The organism is Sorangium sp. So ce204, assembly GCF_051526795.1.
GTDB lineage: Bacteria > Myxococcota_A > Polyangia > Polyangiales > Polyangiaceae > Sorangium > Sorangium cellulosum_B.
The window spans coordinates 8,250,550-8,268,192 of sequence record NZ_CP150317.1; the positions used below are offsets into that span (position 1 = coordinate 8,250,550).

16 protein-coding genes are annotated in these 17,643 nt (G+C 71.5%); 10 read left to right on the plus strand and 6 right to left on the minus strand.

What is annotated here, in order from left to right; translation table 11 throughout:
• Window positions 1–4 precede the first annotated feature (4 nt).
• On the minus strand, window positions 5–1,072 hold the full coding sequence (locus WMF22_RS30615; protein ID WP_437293541.1) for a protoporphyrinogen/coproporphyrinogen oxidase: 1,068 nt from the start codon (window positions 1,070–1,072) through the stop codon (window positions 5–7).
• Between the two features lie 215 nt (window positions 1,073–1,287).
• Between WMF22_RS30615 and WMF22_RS30620 the strand changes: the two genes are divergently transcribed.
• Entirely contained in the window at window positions 1,288–3,006 is a 1,719-nt protein-coding gene (locus WMF22_RS30620) for an NAD-dependent malic enzyme (protein WP_438037295.1), read from the plus strand.
• Between the two features lie 49 nt (window positions 3,007–3,055).
• Here WMF22_RS30620 and WMF22_RS30625 read toward each other — a convergent pair whose 3' ends face one another.
• The 3 genes from WMF22_RS30625 to WMF22_RS30635 form a co-directional block, all read right to left on the minus strand.
• Window positions 3,056–3,469, minus strand: coding sequence for a hypothetical protein (locus WMF22_RS30625; RefSeq protein ID WP_437293542.1), 414 nt, complete (start codon window positions 3,467–3,469; stop codon window positions 3,056–3,058).
• Between the two features lie 153 nt (window positions 3,470–3,622).
• Window positions 3,623–5,101 (minus strand): hypothetical protein, encoded by a 1,479-nt coding sequence (locus WMF22_RS30630; protein ID WP_438032078.1) that lies wholly within the window; start codon window positions 5,099–5,101, stop codon window positions 3,623–3,625.
• Between the two features lie 214 nt (window positions 5,102–5,315).
• Window positions 5,316–6,977: a Ppx/GppA phosphatase family protein gene (locus tag WMF22_RS30635; protein ID WP_437293544.1), complete on the minus strand. Its 1,662-nt coding sequence runs from the start codon at window positions 6,975–6,977 to the stop codon at window positions 5,316–5,318.
• 50 nt (window positions 6,978–7,027) lie between these two features.
• Between WMF22_RS30635 and WMF22_RS30640 the strand changes: the two genes are divergently transcribed.
• The 8 genes from WMF22_RS30640 (at window position 7,028) to WMF22_RS30675 (ending at window position 15,825) form a co-directional block, all read left to right on the plus strand.
• A complete protein-coding gene (locus WMF22_RS30640) occupies window positions 7,028–7,627 on the plus strand; it encodes a hypothetical protein (protein WP_437293545.1) in 600 nt (199 codons plus the stop codon).
• Entirely contained in the window at window positions 7,624–7,890 is a 267-nt protein-coding gene (locus WMF22_RS30645; protein WP_438032079.1) for a hypothetical protein, read from the plus strand. The genes WMF22_RS30640 and WMF22_RS30645 overlap by 4 nt, the downstream gene beginning before the upstream one ends.
• Before the next feature lie 40 nt (window positions 7,891–7,930).
• Window positions 7,931–8,107, plus strand: coding sequence for a hypothetical protein (locus tag WMF22_RS30650; RefSeq protein ID WP_012238237.1), 177 nt, complete (start codon window positions 7,931–7,933; stop codon window positions 8,105–8,107).
• Window positions 8,108–8,511: 404 nt separating this feature from the next.
• The gene (locus WMF22_RS30655; RefSeq protein WP_438032080.1) at window positions 8,512–10,884 is read left to right on the plus strand and encodes a hypothetical protein; all 2,373 of its coding nucleotides are present in this window, start codon (window positions 8,512–8,514) and stop codon (window positions 10,882–10,884) included.
• A 160-nt stretch (window positions 10,885–11,044) separates the two neighbouring features.
• A complete protein-coding gene (locus tag WMF22_RS30660) occupies window positions 11,045–13,111 on the plus strand; it encodes a toxin-antitoxin system YwqK family antitoxin (RefSeq protein ID WP_437293548.1) in 2,067 nt (688 codons plus the stop codon).
• Between the two features lie 244 nt (window positions 13,112–13,355).
• Window positions 13,356–14,765 (plus strand): MBL fold metallo-hydrolase, encoded by a 1,410-nt coding sequence (locus tag WMF22_RS30665; RefSeq protein ID WP_438032081.1) that lies wholly within the window; start codon window positions 13,356–13,358, stop codon window positions 14,763–14,765.
• The gene (locus WMF22_RS30670; protein WP_437293550.1) at window positions 14,762–15,286 is read left to right on the plus strand and encodes a YeeE/YedE thiosulfate transporter family protein; all 525 of its coding nucleotides are present in this window, start codon (window positions 14,762–14,764) and stop codon (window positions 15,284–15,286) included. Before WMF22_RS30665 ends, WMF22_RS30670 begins: the two co-directional genes overlap by 4 nt.
• Window positions 15,283–15,825 (plus strand): DUF6691 family protein, encoded by a 543-nt coding sequence (locus tag WMF22_RS30675; protein ID WP_437293551.1) that lies wholly within the window; start codon window positions 15,283–15,285, stop codon window positions 15,823–15,825. Before WMF22_RS30670 ends, WMF22_RS30675 begins: the two co-directional genes overlap by 4 nt.
• Before the next feature lie 22 nt (window positions 15,826–15,847).
• Here the strand turns inward: WMF22_RS30675 and WMF22_RS30680 are convergent, their stop codons facing one another.
• Window positions 15,848–16,801 (minus strand): hypothetical protein, encoded by a 954-nt coding sequence (locus WMF22_RS30680; RefSeq protein WP_438032082.1) that lies wholly within the window; start codon window positions 16,799–16,801, stop codon window positions 15,848–15,850.
• A 277-nt stretch (window positions 16,802–17,078) separates the two neighbouring features.
• Window positions 17,079–17,333: a hypothetical protein gene (locus tag WMF22_RS30685; RefSeq protein WP_438032083.1), complete on the minus strand. Its 255-nt coding sequence runs from the start codon at window positions 17,331–17,333 to the stop codon at window positions 17,079–17,081.
• A 90-nt stretch (window positions 17,334–17,423) separates the two neighbouring features.
• Here WMF22_RS30685 and WMF22_RS30690 point away from each other — a divergent pair, with 90 nt between their 5' ends.
• Window positions 17,424–17,636 (plus strand): hypothetical protein, encoded by a 213-nt coding sequence (locus WMF22_RS30690; protein ID WP_438032084.1) that lies wholly within the window; start codon window positions 17,424–17,426, stop codon window positions 17,634–17,636.
• Window positions 17,637–17,643 lie beyond the last annotated feature (7 nt).

A 17,643-nucleotide genomic window follows, 5' to 3' on the forward strand; every position in this document is an offset into this window, starting at 1 on the left:
CGCTCTACAGGGCCTCGACGCGCTCCGCGGCCGCCTCGGCGGAGCGCACGGCGGCGTCGATCCCGGAGCCGTGGAACGCCGATCCGGCGAGGAGCACGCCGCTGCCGGCGAGCGCCTGCTCGACCTCCCGGACCCGCGCCGCGTGAGCGGGGGTGGAGACCGGGAGCGCGCTCGACCAGCGCGAGACCCACGCGCGCTCGGAGGGCCCGTGCACGCGCAGCACGCGCGCGAGCGAGGCCTCGGCGCGCGCCGTCCAGGCGTCGTCGCCCATCTGCTCGAGGTCCGCCGGATCCGGGCGGAAGAAGAGGCGAAGCGTGACGTGGCCGGCGGGGGCGCGCTCGGCGAACTTCGAGGTCGTGAACGTGCACGCGCGGAAGCCGTGCGCCTGGTGCCCCGCGGCGACGACGAAGCCGGTGCCGTCGAGCGGGTGCTCGATCGCGGCGCGCGGGTACGAAAGCGAGACCGTCACGCTGGAGAGCGTCTCGGCGTCGCGGAGCGCCCGCCCCGCGTCGCCGAGCAGCGCGGCCGCGCCGGCGGCGTGGGTGGCGAGGACGACCGCGTCGGCGTCGATCTCGGCCCCTCCGGCGAGCGCGAGGCGGAAGCCGCCGGCCCCCTTCGCGAGCGAGGCGACCGCTGCGGAGGTGCGCAGCTCGACGCGCCCGGCGATCGCGAGCGCGAGCGTCTCGGTCAGCTGCGCCATCCCGAGGCGGAAGGTCCGGATCCCCTTGCCGAGCTCGTCGCGCGGCACCTGGAAGCCGAGGAACTCCGCCGCCTCGCCCGGCGCGAGCTCCCGCAGCGCGACGCCGTCGAAGCCGAACGACCGGTGCGTCTCCTGACCGACGAGATCGCCGGCGATGCCGAGCGCGCTCGCCAGCCCAGGGACTGCCTCGCTCCGCGCGATGAACCCCTCGGCGCCGAGCTCGACGACGAAGCCCGAGGCCCGCTCCGTCCAGAGCTGCCCGCCGACCCGCGGAGCCGCCTCGACGAGCGTCACCTGGTCGCCCGCCGTCGCTCGCCGGAACGCAACGATGCACCCGGCCAGACCGCCTCCAATGACGGCAATGCGTCGCATCGCGCCTCTATACCACGGGGCGATAACAATGTGAGAAGCACTGCATCCGGCGAGCAGGATCCGCCCGGGTTCGCCCGCCGGCGATACCCCTGTCAGAAACACTCCATTCACCGACCGGGTCACCGACCGGGAACCACCCGAGTTCGCCCGCTCGCGCGCTCAGCGCTCAAGGATCGCTCGCCGGCGCGCGCGCGTCGGTTTAGAATGCCTCCATGGTGAGGATCTCAAAGTATTTCGACGTCAAGAGAGACGCCTATGGCCGCGAGTACATGGAGGTGTACTTCGACGGAATCGCCCTCCTCAGGCTCGTCATGACCAACAAGGGGACGGCCTTCACGCCGGAAGAGCGCGTGAACCTCGGGCTCGACGGGCTGCTCCCGCCGCAGGTCAACACCATGGATCAGCAGCTCGCCCGCGTCTATGGCGGGTTTCGCCGCGAGCCGACGCCGATCGCCAAGTATCAGTATCTGCGGGCGCTCCAGGAGCGCAACGAGATCCTCTACTATGCGCTGCTCAATCGCCACCTCGGCGAGATGCTGCCCATCGTCTACACGCCGACCGTGGGCGAGGCCGTGCAGCAGTTCAACTTCCTCTATCAGAGCGCGCGCGGCGTCTCGTTCTCCCCCGTGAACATCGATCGCGCCGAGCGCGTGCTCGCGAGCTTCCCGTGGGAGGACGTGCGCATGATCGTGGCGACCGACTCCTCCGCGATCCTCGGCATCGGCGACCAGGGTTACGGCGGGCTCGCCATCCCGATCGGCAAGCTCGCGCTCTACACCGCGGGCGGCGGCGTGAGCCCGTTCCACACGATGCCCGTGGTCCTCGACGTGGGGACCGACCGGACCGATCTCATCGAGGACCCGTTCTACCTCGGTGTTCGCCAGCGCCGCCTGCGCGGCGACGCCTACTTCGACTTCTTCGACAGGTTCGTCGACGCCGTGAAGAGCAGCTGCCCCCGCGCCGTCATCCAGTGGGAGGACCTCTCCAAGGAGGCCGCCTTCTCCGTGCTGGATCGGTACCGGAAGGTGATCCCCTCCTTCAACGACGATATCCAGGGGACAGGGGCGGTCACCCTCGCGGGCGTCGTCGCCGCGTGCCGGCTGCGCGGCGAGCGGCTCAGGGACCAATCGGTGGTCATCCACGGCGCGGGCGCCGGCGGCGTCGGCGTCGCCTGGGCCATCTGCCAGGGGATGCTCCGCGAGGGGCTCACCGAGGACGAGGCGCTCGCCCGCATCTTCGTCCTCGACTCCAAGGGCCTCCTCGCGAAGGACCGCCCGATGGAGGAGTACAAGCGCAAGTTCGCGCAGGATCCGGCGAAGATCGCCGCATGGAAGAAGGCCGGAGCCGTGCCGACGCTGCTCGAGACCCTCGAGAACACGCGCGCGACCGTGCTCCTCGGGCTGTCCGGGCAGCCGCGCTCGTTCAGCGAGCCCGTGATCGAGGCCATGGCCGCCAACACCCCGCGGCCGGTCATCTTCGCCCTCTCCAACCCGACGAGCGCCTGCGAGGCGCTCCCCGAGGAGATCCTCGCCCTGACCGAGGGCCGCGCGCTCGTCGCGACAGGCAGCCCGTTCCCGCCCGTGGAGCTCGACGGCAAGACCATCCCCATCGGCCAGGGGAACAACGCCTTCATCTTCCCGGGGCTCGGGTTCGGCTCCATCCTGTCCGACGCGCGCGAGATCACGGACGGCATGGTGCTCGCGGCGGCGTATGCGCTCGTCGACTACACGGCGGAGAAGCACCTCGACAAGGGGCTCATCTACCCGCCCGTGGAGGAGCTCCAGGAGGTCTCCACGCGCGTCGCCATCGCGGTCATCCGCGCGGCGTTCGAGGACGGCGTCGCGAGGAGCAAGAAGGTCGACCCCGGGAACGTCGAGGCCTACGTGAAGGCGCGGTTCTGGCAGCCGAAGTACCTGCCGTTCGTCCGCGGCTAGCGCCTGGCGCGGCGGGGCGCCCGCGGCGCGCGCCGCGGGCGGCGCCACCTCAGCCGAGCTGGGACAGGAACTTCCGGAGCTGCTGCGCCTCCACCATCGTCATCACCGGGACGAGCCAGGCCTCGAGCGAGGTGGTGTCGCGAAACGCCTTTCGGCTCGAGTTGTGCGCGTCACGGATGAGGCGCTCGACCTGGAGCCCCAGGATCGCGTTCGACACCGGCAGCAGGTAGGCCGTCCGGTGCACCGTGGCGTTCTGGACCCGCATCATCTCCAGGAACTTCTCCGCGCTCTCGGGCGCGAGCACGTCGACCTGGAGCAGCTCGATGCACACAACAGCGCCATGCCGGTTCTGGGTCACGACGCCCTGGATCCGGGCGATGCACGCGTCGACCTCGCCAGTCGGGAGCGGTGATGCGAGCCTCACCTCGATGAGACGACCGGCCCTGTTGTCAACGGAGTACATGAGCGAAATTCACCCTAACGTAGACGTCCAGACCAGAGCGCGTCAATGAACGGCGGTTCCGTGCGGTGCAGCTCCGTGCGCATGCACACGTCATCGACGGTTTTTGTCAGCGCCCTCATCAAGCACCACAGAAAAAACCGTCTGCGACGGCGCTCATGCGTCGGACGAGAAGATCACCTTCCCGGCGCGCGCCTCTTCCTCGGAGGCCGCCTCCCGATCGGCCTCGAGGGCCTTCGCCTCGGTCTCCAGATCGGGAAAGCGGTACCGGATCCCCTCGCCCGCCTCGAGGTCGACGTCGCCCCCGAGGGCGACCACCTCGCGGGTGATCTCCTCTGAACGCGGCGGCTCCCCCGCCGCCTCCTGCCACGCCCGCTGGAGCACCGCCTCCGTGATCGGCTCCCGGCCCTGCCGCGCGCCGACGCGGGTAAGGATCGCCCGAAGCACGGCCCGCCGGCCGTTCCGCCGGGCGAGCCTCCGCTGCTTCAGCGGGCGCAGGAGCGCCCGGCCGAGCGGCAGCGCGAAGAGCGCGAGCGAGAAGACGAGCGGCACCACCCCTAGCGCGACCGCCGTCCCCGTGGCGGGCAGCTCCGCCATCGGGACGCCCCGCGCCAGGAGCCCGAGGTTGTCCAGCGTAAGGTGGGCCCCGAGCGCGTAGAGGCTCATCAGCAGGTTGAACCCGTTGAGCGCCACGATGAGCGCGTTCATCCCCGGCCCGTTCCCCGTCAGCGGAGGCAGCTCCTCGCGCTTCGCCCAGACCGGCGCGGGCGCCCGCGCCGGCGCCTCCGCCGCCGTCCGCCGGATCGCCTCGAATCGGTAGACGATGCCCCCCTCCTCCGACACGTCGACCGTGCCGTCGTAGTCGAGCATCAGCCGCGCCATCCGCGGATCCGCCTCGTCGCGCGAGAGCCCCGTCACGCGCATCACGTCGGCGAGCCCGATCCGGCCCCGCTGCGCGCGAATTTCGGCCAGGATGAGCTTCTCGGTCTCGAGCGGATCGCGAGGCTCCGGCGTCGGGCCGAAGAAGAACCGGTTCACCTTCTCGTAGAAGGGCGTCTCGTCGCGCCGCTGCCCGAGCGCCCCGCGGCGGCCGTGCGACGAGGACCACGCCGGCTCGGACGTCCACACGAACGGCGAGAACGGGTGGAACGTCCAGAAGATCGCGTCGAGGACCAGCCGAAAGAGGAAGTAGCCGGCGAACGATCCGGGGACGCCGTCGTGGTCGCGCGAGCCGCTGCTCGAGCGGGCGAACAGCTGGGCGATCAGGATCCCGACGAAGATCACGACGTACGCGATCAGCACGATCGCGATCCACGCCCGCACGAGGAAGCGAGCCACGCCGGCGGCGGCCCGGAGGACGGCCTGGAGCGCGCGCGTGAGGCGCGTGCGGGTCTCCCACGGCTTGGTGAAGCCGTACGGGAAGCGGAAGAGCAGCTCACCTTCGGACGTCGCCTTGAGGTGCCCGCGGTGCTCGCTGACGAGCAGGTGCAGGCCGCTCTCCGCGTAGCGCAGCGGCAGGCCGCTCTTCGCCGACGCGTCGGCGAGCGTCAGATCGCCCGTGTGCCCGCGCAGTGCGGACCTCAGGATGCCGGCGGCGCGGCGGGCCTCCATCAGCTTCGGAGATTTCAGCGTCAACGGTCGCTCGCCCCTGTTCCGCGGCGGCGCAGCCGCGCCCGTCGGTACGGCATCGCCGCGCTCGTCCACGGGGGCAGGACCTCCCCCGTGCAGAGCTTCATGGTGGCCCGCAGGGCTCCACGCAAAGGCCAGGGCGCCTTTTTCAGGCGTCGACCCTGCCCGCGCTCGCGGCGGCGCCTCGCGTCAGCCGGCGCAAGCGCGGCGGTGCCTCGCGTCATCCGCCCGCGCTCGCGGCCGGAGGCGGGCGCGATCTCGGCGTGGCGTCGACCATCCGCACATCGAGGCCGAGCGCGTCGCGCAGCATCCCCGCCTTCGCGACGACCGTCCACTCCTCGAGCGCCCGGTCCTCCGCGCCCTGCACCTCGATCACCAGCGTGTCGCCCTCGATGCGGCCGCTCACCTCCGCGACCTTGGCCCGGTGCTCGCGATCGAGCGCGTCGGCGACGCGGAGGATCGACGCCATGGACTTCACCTTGGCGCGCGCGTCGCGCGAGAGCGCGCGGAAGTTGTCGTGGTCCATGCTGGGCGGCGACTTCCTGTGGTAGCGCGCGATGTTCGCGACGATCGCGCGCTCCTCCGGGGTCAGGCCCATGAGGTCGCTGTGGACGATCACGTAATAGCTGTGCTTGTGGTGCCCCTCGTAGCGGACGAAGTCGCCGATGTCGTGGAGCAGGGCCGCCGCGCGCAGGAGGATCCGGTCGCGCTGGCCGAGGCGATGGCGCGGCGCGAGGTCGTCGAACAGCCGCTCGGCGAAGCGGGCCACGAGCGCGCCGTGCTTCTCGTCGAAGTGGTAGCGGCGGCCGAGGCGGACGCAGGCGTCGCTGACCGCGGCGGCCTCTCCGCGGAAGTCGGGGCCGAGGAAGTGGGCGTGGGCGAGATCGACGAGCACGCCCTCCTTGAGCCCGACCCCGGGAGCGACGATGACCCGCTGCGCGAACGCCCGGGCGACGCGGCCCAGGATCGTCGCCGCGGGGACGATGGTGTCGGCGCGGTCCGGGCGCAGGCCGTAGATCTGCGCGCGCTCCTCGGGCGTCTTCGACGCCATCTCGTCGAGCAGGCGGGACATCGCGCCGACGTCGATCGCCCGCCCCTCCGCGGACCCGGCCGGCGCGGGGCAGAGCTCCGCGAGCGTCTCGATGTTGCCGCCCGTGCCGACGAGCAGATCGACCCCCGAGCCCGACCCCTCGCCGAGCAGCTCCACGATCTCGCGCGTGGCCTCGACCATGACGCGATCGACGTACTCCTCGACGAGCCGCCGGTGCCCCGCGTCGACCGGGCGGCGATCCTCGAGGAAGGCCTCGACCATGCGCACCGTCCCCACGGGGAGCGAGCGCGAGAAGACGGCCCCGCGGCCGCGGAGCAGCGTGAGCTCGGTGGAGCCGCCGCCGATGTCGACGAGGAGCGCTGTCCGCTCGCCGAGCGCGACGCGCTCGCGGACGGCGAGCTGGACGAGGCGCGCCTCCTCGATCCCCTCGATGACCTCGATGTGGACGCCGGCCTCGCGCGCGGCGCGCTCGACGAAGAGGTCGCCGTTCTGGGCCTCGCGCGCGGCGCTCGTCGCCACGGCGCGGTAGCGGTCGACCTTGGCCGCATCCATCGCCGTGCGGAAGCGCCGGAGCGCCTCGCAGGCGGCGCCGATGACCCCCGACTCGAGCCGGCCCTTCGTGAACACGTCGTGCCCGAGACGCACCGACGCGCGATCCGCATGGACATCGCGGAACGGGTGGAAGCGCGGCGCGTCGGGCGCGCCGGTCGCGGCCCCGGCGAGCGCCGGATCCCGGCCGGCCCCGAACGCCCCGAGCGCCGGAGGATCGACGTCGACGATGCGAAGCCGGATGGCGTTGGATCCGATGTCGATCGCCGCGAGCCGCGCCATGTCGGGAGAAGTAGCGAAGCTCCGGGCGGTTGGCTACTCTCATGCCGCTCATGTCGAGGAAGCTTCATCCAGGCTCGGGGGCTCCCCATCTCGGCCCCCTTCAGCATCGGCCTTCAGCGCGCGCGCTCGCGCCCGGGCAGGCTCGGGACGCGCGCCGTCTCGTCGGCCTCGCGCTGGGGATCGCGACCGCGGCGCTCGCGCTTTCGGCGTGCAGCGGCGGCGAGGCGCGCGCGCCGAACCCGCTGCGCGCCCTCGACGAGCGCAGGGCGATCGAGGTGATCCGCCGGGCGATGGCGCACGAGGGCGCGCAGCCGGCGCGCGGGCGCGAGGTCGAGCTGACCAGCGGGCAGAAGGTGCGCGTCGATGTCGGCGTGCAGAGCCGCGCGTACGGCGTCGTCTACGTGACCGAGGAGGACGCCCAGGCGCTCGGCGCCGCGATCCCGCCGCCGAACGGCCGGGACGAGAAGCTGCGCATCGTCCGCGGCGGGCCGGACGGGGCCATTCGCCTCGTGCTCCTCTACCAGCAGAACTACCTCTACGACGACCTCGTCGGCGAGTCGCACGAGCGCACGACGATCACCGCCGAGCGCGAGCTGACGCGCGACGTGCAGGACTTCATCACCTACGCGCGGACGCAGAAGTTCCAGTGAGCGCGCGCGAGGAGGGCGGGCCGACGCGCCGCCGGGGGCACCGGAGAGAGCGAGACGCCGAGGAGCGCGCGCGACGCGCGCTCGGCGGCGGGGGGTTGCTCCTCGTCGCCGGGCTCGCGCTGGTCGGCGTCGGGCCGTCGGACGCGGGCATGGGGCTCACGGTGCTCGCGCTCCTGGTGCTCATCTACGGGATCCACAGCTTCGGCCGGCTGGGGGCGGGGCGGGACGGACGGAGCGAGCAGGCGCGGGCTCCGTCGCGTTGAGGCTTGCAGAGCGGGGCGCGTTCGAGCAGCATCCGCCGCCATGCATCGCCCTACGCGCCAGCACGAGCACCTCACCCTCAAGGTCACCCAGAAGCAGGAGCGGAGCGCCCAGAGCTCCCGGAAGCCCGGCCGCAAGCACAAGCGCTGGAGCAAGTTCCTCGCGCAGTACGCGCCGCTCGTCGCTGGCGCCGAGACGGCCGCCTCCGCCGAGAGCTGAGCTCCCGCCGCCGGCCGAGGACGCCCCGGCGCCCGGCCTTCACGATTCCATTCCACACATAATCTTTCAATACCATCGCATGCCGGCGCAGGCCGCCTCCGCTTCCGACGAGGCGGCGGCGCCTCCGCCCGCGATGGCGGCTGTGCCGCACGTGACGCGAGCCGCTGCCGCGGATGTGCCGCCGCTGTGCGACGCGGCCACCGCACCGCGGCCTCTCCATGGTTCGTGGATTTTCGTGATGGGGTCGCGCTCATCTCGCCACGTAGCCAAGAGAACACCCCCTCTCGGCGTCTGATACGCGATCGCCAGGCGGCCTGTCACCCACTCCGCGCGAGACGGGCGCGCCAGCTCCGCGCGCATGGCGCGCGAAGGGCCCACTCCATCTCTCGCGCAAGGAAGGATCCATGGCCGCTCGTCGTCCGTCCCGCGCTGCCCGCGCGGCAGCGTCGCTTTTGTGCTCCCTCGTCGTCGGCGGCATATCGCTCCTCCCGGGGTGCCTGAGCCGCCCGATAGCCCATCAGGACACGCGCACGACTGGCACCGTCGTCGAGCGGCTCCCGCGGCGCGTCGACAAGATCGATCTCCTCCTGACCATCGACAACTCATCGTCGATGAAGGACAAGCAGGACATCCTCGCGCTCGCCGTGCCCGACCTCGTGAGGCGCCTGGTCGACCCCCGGTGCATCGATCCGCTGAACCCCCTGGATTCGTCCCCGCCGGGGGAGGACGGCCGCTGCCCGAGCGGCAAGGAGCGCGAGTTCGAGCCCGTCGTCGACATCCACATCGGGATCATCAGCACGAGCCTCGGCAGCCATGGCGCGGACTCGTGCCCCGAGGAGTCGCTCGCCTTCTTCAACAACGACAAGGGACACCTCATCGCCCGGAGCGACAGGGACGACCGCAACGACGCAGACAACGACCCGCCGACCTACCAGAACCTGGGGTTCCTCGCCTGGGATCCAGAGCAGAAGCTCAGCCCCGCCGGCGAGTCGATCCTCGACGACGGCGCGGGGCGCGGCCTGGTGCCGACGCTGACGAACATGGTCCGAGGGGTGGCCGACAACGGCTGCGGCTTCGAGTCGCAGCTGGAGAGCTGGTACCGATTCCTCGTGGACCCCGCGCCCTACGAGACCCTCGAGGTGGTGAACGGCAAGGCGGAGCGGCGCGGCGTGGACAAGAAGCTCCTGGATCAGCGCAAGGCGTTCCTGCGGCCGGACTCGCTCCTCGCGATCGTCATGCTGTCGGACGAGAACGACTGTTCCATCAAGGAGGGAGGGAACGCCTTCTGGGTCGCGAGGCAGAAGGACGACGACGGCGACGTCTTTCGGATGTTCGCGCCGCGCAGGGAGTGCGCGGAGAAGGGCCTGGACGACCCGTGCTGCAAGTCCTGCGGGACGCCCAGGGGCGAGTGCCCGCTGGACGAGGAGACCTGCGGCCCGGAGGGGCAGCCCAAGACGCTCCCCCCCGACGAGGACCCGCACAACCTGCGCTGCTTCGACCAGAAGCGCCGGTTCGGCATCGATCTGCTCTACCCGATCGACCGCTACACGGACGCGCTCACGCTGGCGCGGATCGAGGATCACCAGGGCAATATCGTCGACAACCCGCTCTTCTCGGATCTCGACCCGGAGGACGAGAACAGCGCGGTCCGTCCGCCGGAGTACGTGTTCTTCGCGGGCCTCGTGGGCGTCCCGTGGCAGGACATCGCGCGCCAGGACGACGCGGGCCAGCCCAATCTCCGGGAAGGCAGGGACCAGGACGGCAACCGCGTCGGCGGCTTCAAGAGCGCCAAGGAGCTGAGCACCCCGAACGCGAGCTTCGCGAGCACCTGGGACATCATCCTCGGAGATCCGAAGTCGCGCCGGAGCCCGGGCGATCCCCACATGATCGAGTCGCCGGTCCCCCGCGAGGGCCAGAACCCGATCACCGGGACGCGCATCGCCGGCCCGGACTCGCCGGACGATGCCAACGACATCAACGGCCATGAATGGAACCCCAACCCGGATTTCGGCGACCTCCAGTACGCTTGCACGTTTCGGTTGCTCGAGTCCGTGACGGGCGATGACTGCAAGAGCACTGAAGACCGAAACAGCCCTCTGTGCAAGGACAACCCCGACGGCACCGACAGCAACCTCCAGGTCAACGCGAAGGCCTACCCGGGCCTGCGGCAGCTCGAGCTCATCCGGAACCTCGGGGAGCAGGGCATCGTCGGCTCCGTGTGCCCGGCGCAGCTCGACTTCCCGGCGGAGGACCGGCTCGACTTCGGCTATCGGCCGGCGATCGGCGCGATCGTCGATCGCCTGAAGACGAAGCTCGGCGGGCAGTGCCTGCCCCGCGCGCTCCAGCCGAACGAGAGCGGACAGGTCAGCTGCCTCGTCCTCGAGGCGCGGAGCACTGCCGAGGGGAAGTGCGGCTGTGACGGGCTCACGGCGCGGCGGGAGGTGCTCCGCGAGAACCTCGCCGCGAAGCGGATGGTGCTCGAGGATCCGGTGGCGGCGGTGAACGGCTGGAACTGCGTCTGCGAGGTCGAGCAGCTGAAGACGCCGGAGGAGCTCGCGGCGTGCCAGGACACGGTGCCTCCTGCGCCGGTCGAGGTCGGCGGCGAGAAGGTGCACGGGTGGTGTTATGTCGACCCGCGGCTCGGCTTCGGCCGAGACGAAGTCGTCGCCAAGTGCCCGTCCACGGAGCGCCGCCAGGTCCGGTTCACCGGCGACGGCGCAGCTCTGGACGGCGCGACGCAGTTCGTCATCTGCACCGGCGACACCGCCAACCAGTAGCGCGGCGCCAACTGCAGCGATCCGCTGCGCTGGCCGCGGTCGTCGAGAGGGTCGAGCTTCCATGGTTCGGAGCGGCGCTCCCCGGACCCGCGCGTCGTGGATCTTTGCAATCAGCGTGAAGGGCCGCCTTCTCGGCGCGAAAGCCGATAGACTGCGATGCGTGGACTCCACGGCACACCACGGCGCGGAGCGGCCTCCGTCGGTTCCTCCTTCAGCCAGGTACGACCCCGAGCACGGCACGTTCGAGCTCGTGGAGACCGACGCCGACGGCCGTCGCTCGGGCGAGTGCCACGTCTACCGCGCGAGCGACGGCTCGTTGCTCTCGCGCTGCTGCTACGCGGGTGGGGTGAAGGACGGGCCGTTCACCTCGTTCCACCCGAACGGTCAACCCGCGCAGCGCGGGCGCTACCGGGGCGGCGAGCTCGACGGCGAGGTGGTTGTGTACGGCAGCGACGCCCCGACGGAGCTCAGGTTACGACCGTGCTGTGTGCCGCCCGGCGCCTGGGAGCTGCGAACGCGCTATCGGCAAGGGAGCATCCTGCGCCAGGTCTTTCACGACCGCGACGGGTACCCGATCTCCGCGGACGGCTCCCGCTGGCCCGACAGACCCGCCGGCGTCGCCGGAGAGGCCGACTACGACCACGGCTCGCAACGATGGCTGGTCCGCGAGGAGGACGAAGCCTCGGCCTCCTTCATCGACCGTTACTTCACGTGTGAGGGCAAGCCCTCTCAGGAGATCGAGGTTCGCGCTGGCGCGCGTCATCGCGAGCTCCGGTACGACGCGCTGGGCCGCCCTGCCGAGGAGCGGCACTTCGATCCCCAGGGACGCTTCCACGGCCCGTCCGTCCGCTGGTTTCCCGATCCGGACACGAGCCCTTACCTCGACCGGCGCGTGCGCGAGGAGCGCGGCCAGTATGCGCACGGCCACCCGGTCGGAGCGTTCACGGGGCTCGACGCGGACGGGGCGCCGGTGGTTCGACGCGAGCTCGGCGCGGCCCTCGACGAGGCGAGCCTCGTCGCGTCGCCCGCGCTCGCCGAAGACGTCGCGGCGTGGGACGCCGAGCGCGTCTGGGCCCTCGCGCGAGAGCTCTTGCAGGAGGGCCGCGCGCGAGAGGCCTGCTGCGCGGCGGCCCGCGCGGCGGCCCGCGGGGGCGAGCGAGAGAGGCTCGCCGAGTTCCTGCGCGGCGCGACGCTGCAGCCGAGACCCGAGGTCGTGGAGCAACGCGGGCGAGCGCTGCTCGAGGCGTCCGACGCGACCGCGCTCGGCGTCCTGGACGAGCTCTTGCTCGGCGCCGAGCCGGGCGCGGCGTACCGCACGCTCGCCGCCGTCTTCCGGGGCTCGCGTCGCGTCGCGCTCTCGCTCGTCGAGGCGGCGCTGCTGCTCGTGCCCGAGCGCCGCTCGACCTGCATCACGCGCGCGCTCCTGCGACTAGAGCTCGGCGACACGCGCGGGGTGCTCGAGGACGCCGACCGCGTCGAGGCCGAGGCCCCCGCCGTGGCCGAGCACCTCAGGACCTTCGTGCGGCTTCTGTACCCGGAGTTCGCTTTCTGGCCGGCGGGCCAGGCCATCGACCCGGTGCCCGGCGACGCATCGGCCACGGTCGAGCTCGATCAGCCGATCGAGCAGGTTCGGCAGAAGGTCCAGCTCTACGCCACCCGCCTCCTGCGCCTGCGCGAGGCCGTGCAGCGCAGCCTGCCGGGCACGGAGCCCTGCCCGTGGCTCCCGCCCGACCTGTCGCACCTCTTGCCGGACGGGCCGGTGGAGCTCGCGCGGACGGAGACGACCTTGACCGAGGAGACCGAGAATGGCGTCGAGACCGTCGAGCTCACCGTGGACGAGGCGCTCGACCCAGGAGCCCTGCCGGTCTCTCTCCTGATGCGGAGGGCCCGCGCCGAGTGGGCCGCCCTCTGCTGGCTTTGCTGGTCGGCCGGCCTCGACAAGGTCGCGTTGCCGGAGCGCATCGCGCACCGGCCCGACTTCACGGCGGCGGTCAACATGTCGCTCACCCGCTGGTTCCGCGCGCGCGACCAGCTGCAGAGCGGCGGGCTCGTCAGCCGGGCGCGCGGCGTGCCGGGCTTCCTCTGGGAAGGGCACGACATCGGCGAGCTCGACCCCACGCTCGCGGGCATCGCCGCCGACGAGTACTTCGAGATGCGCTGCCTCTTCGTGTGGCTCATGTTCCGGGAGAACGTCTCCCCGTTCCAGAGCGATATCCGCGCGGCGTGAGCGCGAGTCAGGGCGGCTCTGGCTTCTCCCGGTGATGGGAGCGGCCGTCGCGGACGAGGCGGGCAGGACGCCTGCGCTGTCGCTCGCCCTCGCGGACGCACCATCTCGCCACAGCGGACAGGTCGAGGCGTGGCGGTCCTGCGCGCGACGGGTGACCCCTCGAGCTCGCGCGTCGCGCCGATCGCTCGCGGCGGCCGGTCTGGCGCCTCGATTGCATCCGCTCCCGCGCATGCATCTACACCGGATGAAGACTCCAGGTCTCGCTCACATCGCCTACCTGCTCGGCAACAAGGGCGAGGCGATCGTGGTGGACCCGCGGAGGGACATCGGCGAGGTCCTCGCGGCGGCCCGAGAGAGGGATCTCGTGATCAAGTTCATCCTCGAGACGCACCGCCACGAGGACTTCGTCATCGGCTCTGGCGCCCTCGCGAAGGCGACGGGCGCGAAGATCGTGAGCGGAGATCATCCGCTCTTCGGACAGAGCGACATCCGGTTGCGGGACGGCGAGGAGCTCGACCTGATCGGGCTGCGCCTCCGCGCGCTCCATACGCCGGGACACACGCCGGAGAGCACCTGTTATGCCGTGTTCCTCCCGGACGTGCCCGGGCGCGCCTTTGGCGTCTTCACCGGCGATACGCTGTTCATCGGGGAGACGGGCCGGACCGACCTGCCCGACCGCGAGGAGACCAGCGACAACGCGCGCCTCCTCTTCGCCTCGGTGCACGAGAAGCTCCTCCCGCTCGGGGATCAGGCGCTCGTCTGGCCCGCCCACGGCTCCGGCTCGGTCTGCGGGGGCAACATCGCGGAGCGCGATGATTCCACGCTCGGCCTCGAGCGCGCCTACAATCCCGTCTTCGTGAGATCGGCCGACGACTTCGCCCGCGCCAAGGTCGCGGAGCGCATCCCGCGCCCCCCCTATTTCAGCTCGATGGAGCGGCTGAACCTCGAAGGGGGCAAGCCGCTCGCCGCGAAGCCCGGTGAAGTACCTTTCCTGCCGCCAAACAAGTTCGCGTCGGAGTCCAGGCAGGGGCTGGTGCTCGACGCGCGCGACCCCGAGGCGTTCGCGTCGGGCCACCTGCCCGGCTCGCTGAACCTCTGGCTCGCTGGGCTCCCGGTGTTCGGCGGGTGGGTCGCGGACGAGACGACCCGGGTGTACCTGATCGTCCCGCGCGCCGCGGACGTGGAGGCGGCGGTCCTGCACCTCGCGCGCGTCGGCGTCGATCACGTCTCCGGCGTGCTGGCCGGAGGGTTCGACGCATGGCGGGACGCCGGAATGCCCATCGAGAAGACGGGCACGATGGCCCCGCGCGAGCTCCACGACGCGGGCGATGCCGTCGCCGTGCTCGACGTCCGCGATGATCAGGAGTTCGAGGCGGAGGGGCACGTCGGAGGCGCACGGCACATGTACGTGGGATATCTCGACGAGCACTTCGAGAAGATCCAGCCCGCGCTGCCGCGTCATGGCCGCATCGCGCTCGTCTGCAGCGTCGGTCACCGCGCCGGGCTCGCGACGAGCATCCTCCGTCGCCGCGGCTTCACGGACGTCGCCAGCGTCCTCGGCGGGATGACGGCGTGGGAGAAGCTCGGTTTGCCGAAGAAGCAGGGCCCCGAGCGCACGGTGACCACCCTGGATATCGAAGGAGCGCGACGATGAGCTCGCAGGGAGGCGCGCGCTGGGCGCCGGAGATCGCCGGGCTCGCGATCGGAGCGCTGGAGGCGTTCGCGATGGGGACCGCGAAGCGGCCTCTCGGCGTGACGTCCGCGTTCGAGACGGGGGCGAGCGCGCTGGCGCGCCGGCTCGCGCCGCAGGCCAGCCGGGTGAACGAGTTCGTGGCCAAGCGCGAGGCGACGCCGAAGATCGACTGGGAGGTGCTGCTCGTCCCGGGCATCGTCCTTGGCGCGTTCCTGGCCTCGCGCGCCTCGGGCACGCGAGGCTCCGCGCTGCCGGACGCATGGCGGGCGCGGTTCGGGGAGAGCCGCGGAAAGCGCTACGCGGCCGCGTTTTGCGGGGGCGCCCTGATGATGTTCGGCGCGCGGCTCGGCAAAGGATGCACAAGCGGGCACGGCATCAGCGGCACGATGCAGCTCGCCGCGGCGAGCCTCGCGTTCGACGTCGCGATGGGTTTGAGCTCCGTCTTGACGGCGAAGCTCCTGTTTCGAGGAGGCGCGCGATGAGGCAGGATCCGCTCGGAAGACTGGCGCTCGGCCTCGCGACCGGGACCGCGTTCGGCGCCCTCCTCCAGCGAGGAGGGGCCTCGGATGCCGACCTCATCATCGAGCAGCTCCTGCTGCGCGACAGCAGCATTGCGCGGATCATGTCGACCGCCGCGGCCGCCGGCTCGATCGGGGCGCACGGCCTGCGCGCGGCCGGCGCGACCGAGCTCGACGTGAAGCCGTTCCAGGTACGGTCGGTGATCCTGGGCGGCGTGGCCTTCGGCGCTGGGATGGCGATCCTCGGTTATTGCCCCGGCACGACCCTCGCCGCCGTCGGTGAAGGCCGCCGCGACGCGGTGTTCGGGCTGCTCGGGATGGTCGCTGGAGCGCTCGCCTTCATCCGCGTGTACCCGCACATCAAGGAGGTGGTCGAAGAGACGGACCTCGGCAAGGTCACCGTCCCTTCGGCGACGAGGACATCCCCTTGGCCCTGGGTGGCTGGCCTCGCCGGGCTCGCGGGCGCAGCGGCGCTCGTCAGCCGCGCGCGGGCGGCGCGATGAATTCGAACGCGACGAGGGCGCGTCAGTCGCGGGTCATCACCGCGGTCTCGCCCCCGATGTCCAGGCGCGAAAGAAGAGATTCTACCGCCTCCATGGACAGGGGGGCCCCCCTCACCGCCAACGCGGATTCACGAACGCTGGTGAGCGCTGGGAGCCAGTCGAAGCCCGTGAGCTCACCCGGGCTCAGGAGTCTGAGCTCACCCACCTCCGCGAGGGCGTCGAACCCGTCGAGGCCTGGGCCTTCCAGCAGATGCATCTGAAAATTCGCGCCGACGCGGCGCAGGTTACGCAGCGCGGTGAAGTCGTCCGTGTGGTTGCGGAAGAGGGTCAGCGAGCCGTCGATGTGGACGATGGAGGAGAGCGGCTCCAAGGCGCCTGGCGTCACGTCGCTCAGGTGGATCGAGCCCCGGAAGCGGGTGCATCCGGCCACGCTCGTGTAGGGCACGATCGCCAGATCGCTCGGCTGGCCACACACGACCGCCTCGGCATCGGGGTCCGGCGGCTCCTTGGGAACGGCGTTCATGAGGGACACCAGCGCGCCGCTGCGCACGTGCGACGTCGCGAAGGACTCCAGCGCTTCAGCGGTCAGCTGGGCGTTGCGCCGGGCGATCATGGAATCGCCGATCTCCGCGAGCGCAGGGAGCCACGAGAAGTCGGCGAAGCCGCTCTGGTAGAGCCACAGCCCGGAGACGACCTGGATCGACTCCAGGCCGCGCAAGGATTCCAGTGCTCCCACGACCAGCAACCGACCTTCGATCCGCGTCAGGTTGGACAGGGGTCCGAGATCCTCGGGAGGCGAAAGGATCAGCAAGGACCCCGCGATTTCCCTGAGATCCGTGAGCGCGTCGATCGCCTCGGGCCCGCCCAGATTCAGCAGATGAAGCGTGCCGAGGAAGCGCGTACAGCCGCGCAGGCGCTCCAGCTCGGGCGCGGGCCCGGTCGCCTCGTCAAGGAGGTTCGTGCCCACCGCGAGCACCTCCCCCGCCGTCCCGCAGTCACGCCCCCCGGGAGAACCCGCTTGCCCGCCCCCGGACGGCTCGGCGGCCCCGGAGCCGCCGCTGCCACCTGTCGCTCCGCTCGGGCCGTCGGGGGTGGTGCCGCAGGCCGCAGCACCGAGGAGCAGCAACCCTGCCGCGCCGCTCAGCCCGCGACGCAGCATGAGCCTTTCCCGTCTTCCCCTCGCATGGTCGCTCGATTCTAACAGAGCTCTCACCCGCGAGGCACGCTGGAGTGAAGCGGCGCCGGCGGGCGGGCTAGTTGCCTGCCGTGTGGGCGATCGCGAAGATGAGGTTGCGCTCGAGCCGGATGCCCTTCGGCGTGCGGAACGCCTCGAGCTCCTTCGCGAGCCGCGCTCGCACCTCGCGCTTCTCCTCGGGGCTCAGGTGCGAGAGGTGGTTGCCGAACGAGCTCGACCCGCTGTGCCTCAAGATCTCGTCGATGTCGGCGGCGTGGTCGACGAAGGTGAGGATCTCCACGGTGTCGGCGATGAAGCCGGCGCGCTCGAGCAACGCCCGGACCTTGTCGACCGTCAGCTTGTGCGGGTTATTGCCCTCCGCGTCTCTCCCGAGCTCTCATGCTGGCCGCCCGAGCAGGGGCCCGTGCCGACGCCCGACGCCGCGCCGGCAGGGCCCGCGCGCCGGAGCGCCGCGCCGCCGGCGAGGGCCCGGGCGCGGCAGTTCGCGATCGCCCCTGCTCGCGGGCCAGCAGCGATGCTGCTCTGGTGCTGCGCCGCGAGCAGCGTGGCCGCGCGGCGAGAGGGGGCGAGCAGGGACGGCGACGGGAGCGACGCGCCGGCGCATGCAGGCCCATGACTTGTAT

Bases quoted from the DNA above. Each gene is read 5' to 3' on its own strand.
- WMF22_RS30640 (WP_437293545.1), top strand. From the start codon at position 7,028: ATGTCGAGGAAGCTTCATCCAGGCTCGGGGGCTCCCCATCTCGGCCCC.
- WMF22_RS30670 (WP_437293550.1), top strand. From the start codon at position 14,762: ATGAGCTCGCAGGGAGGCGCGCGCTGGGCGCCGGAGATCGCCGGGCTC.
- WMF22_RS30650 (WP_012238237.1), top strand. From the start codon at position 7,931: ATGCATCGCCCTACGCGCCAGCACGAGCACCTCACCCTCAAGGTCACC.
- WMF22_RS30655 (WP_438032080.1), top strand. From the start codon at position 8,512: ATGGCCGCTCGTCGTCCGTCCCGCGCTGCCCGCGCGGCAGCGTCGCTT.
- WMF22_RS30665 (WP_438032081.1), top strand. From the start codon at position 13,356: ATGAAGACTCCAGGTCTCGCTCACATCGCCTACCTGCTCGGCAACAAG.
- WMF22_RS30615 (WP_437293541.1), bottom strand. From the start codon at position 1,072: ATGCGACGCATTGCCGTCATTGGAGGCGGTCTGGCCGGGTGCATCGTT.
- WMF22_RS30635 (WP_437293544.1), bottom strand. From the start codon at position 6,977: ATGGCGCGGCTCGCGGCGATCGACATCGGATCCAACGCCATCCGGCTT.
- WMF22_RS30625 (WP_437293542.1), bottom strand. From the start codon at position 3,469: ATGTACTCCGTTGACAACAGGGCCGGTCGTCTCATCGAGGTGAGGCTC.
- WMF22_RS30675 (WP_437293551.1), top strand. From the start codon at position 15,283: ATGAGGCAGGATCCGCTCGGAAGACTGGCGCTCGGCCTCGCGACCGGG.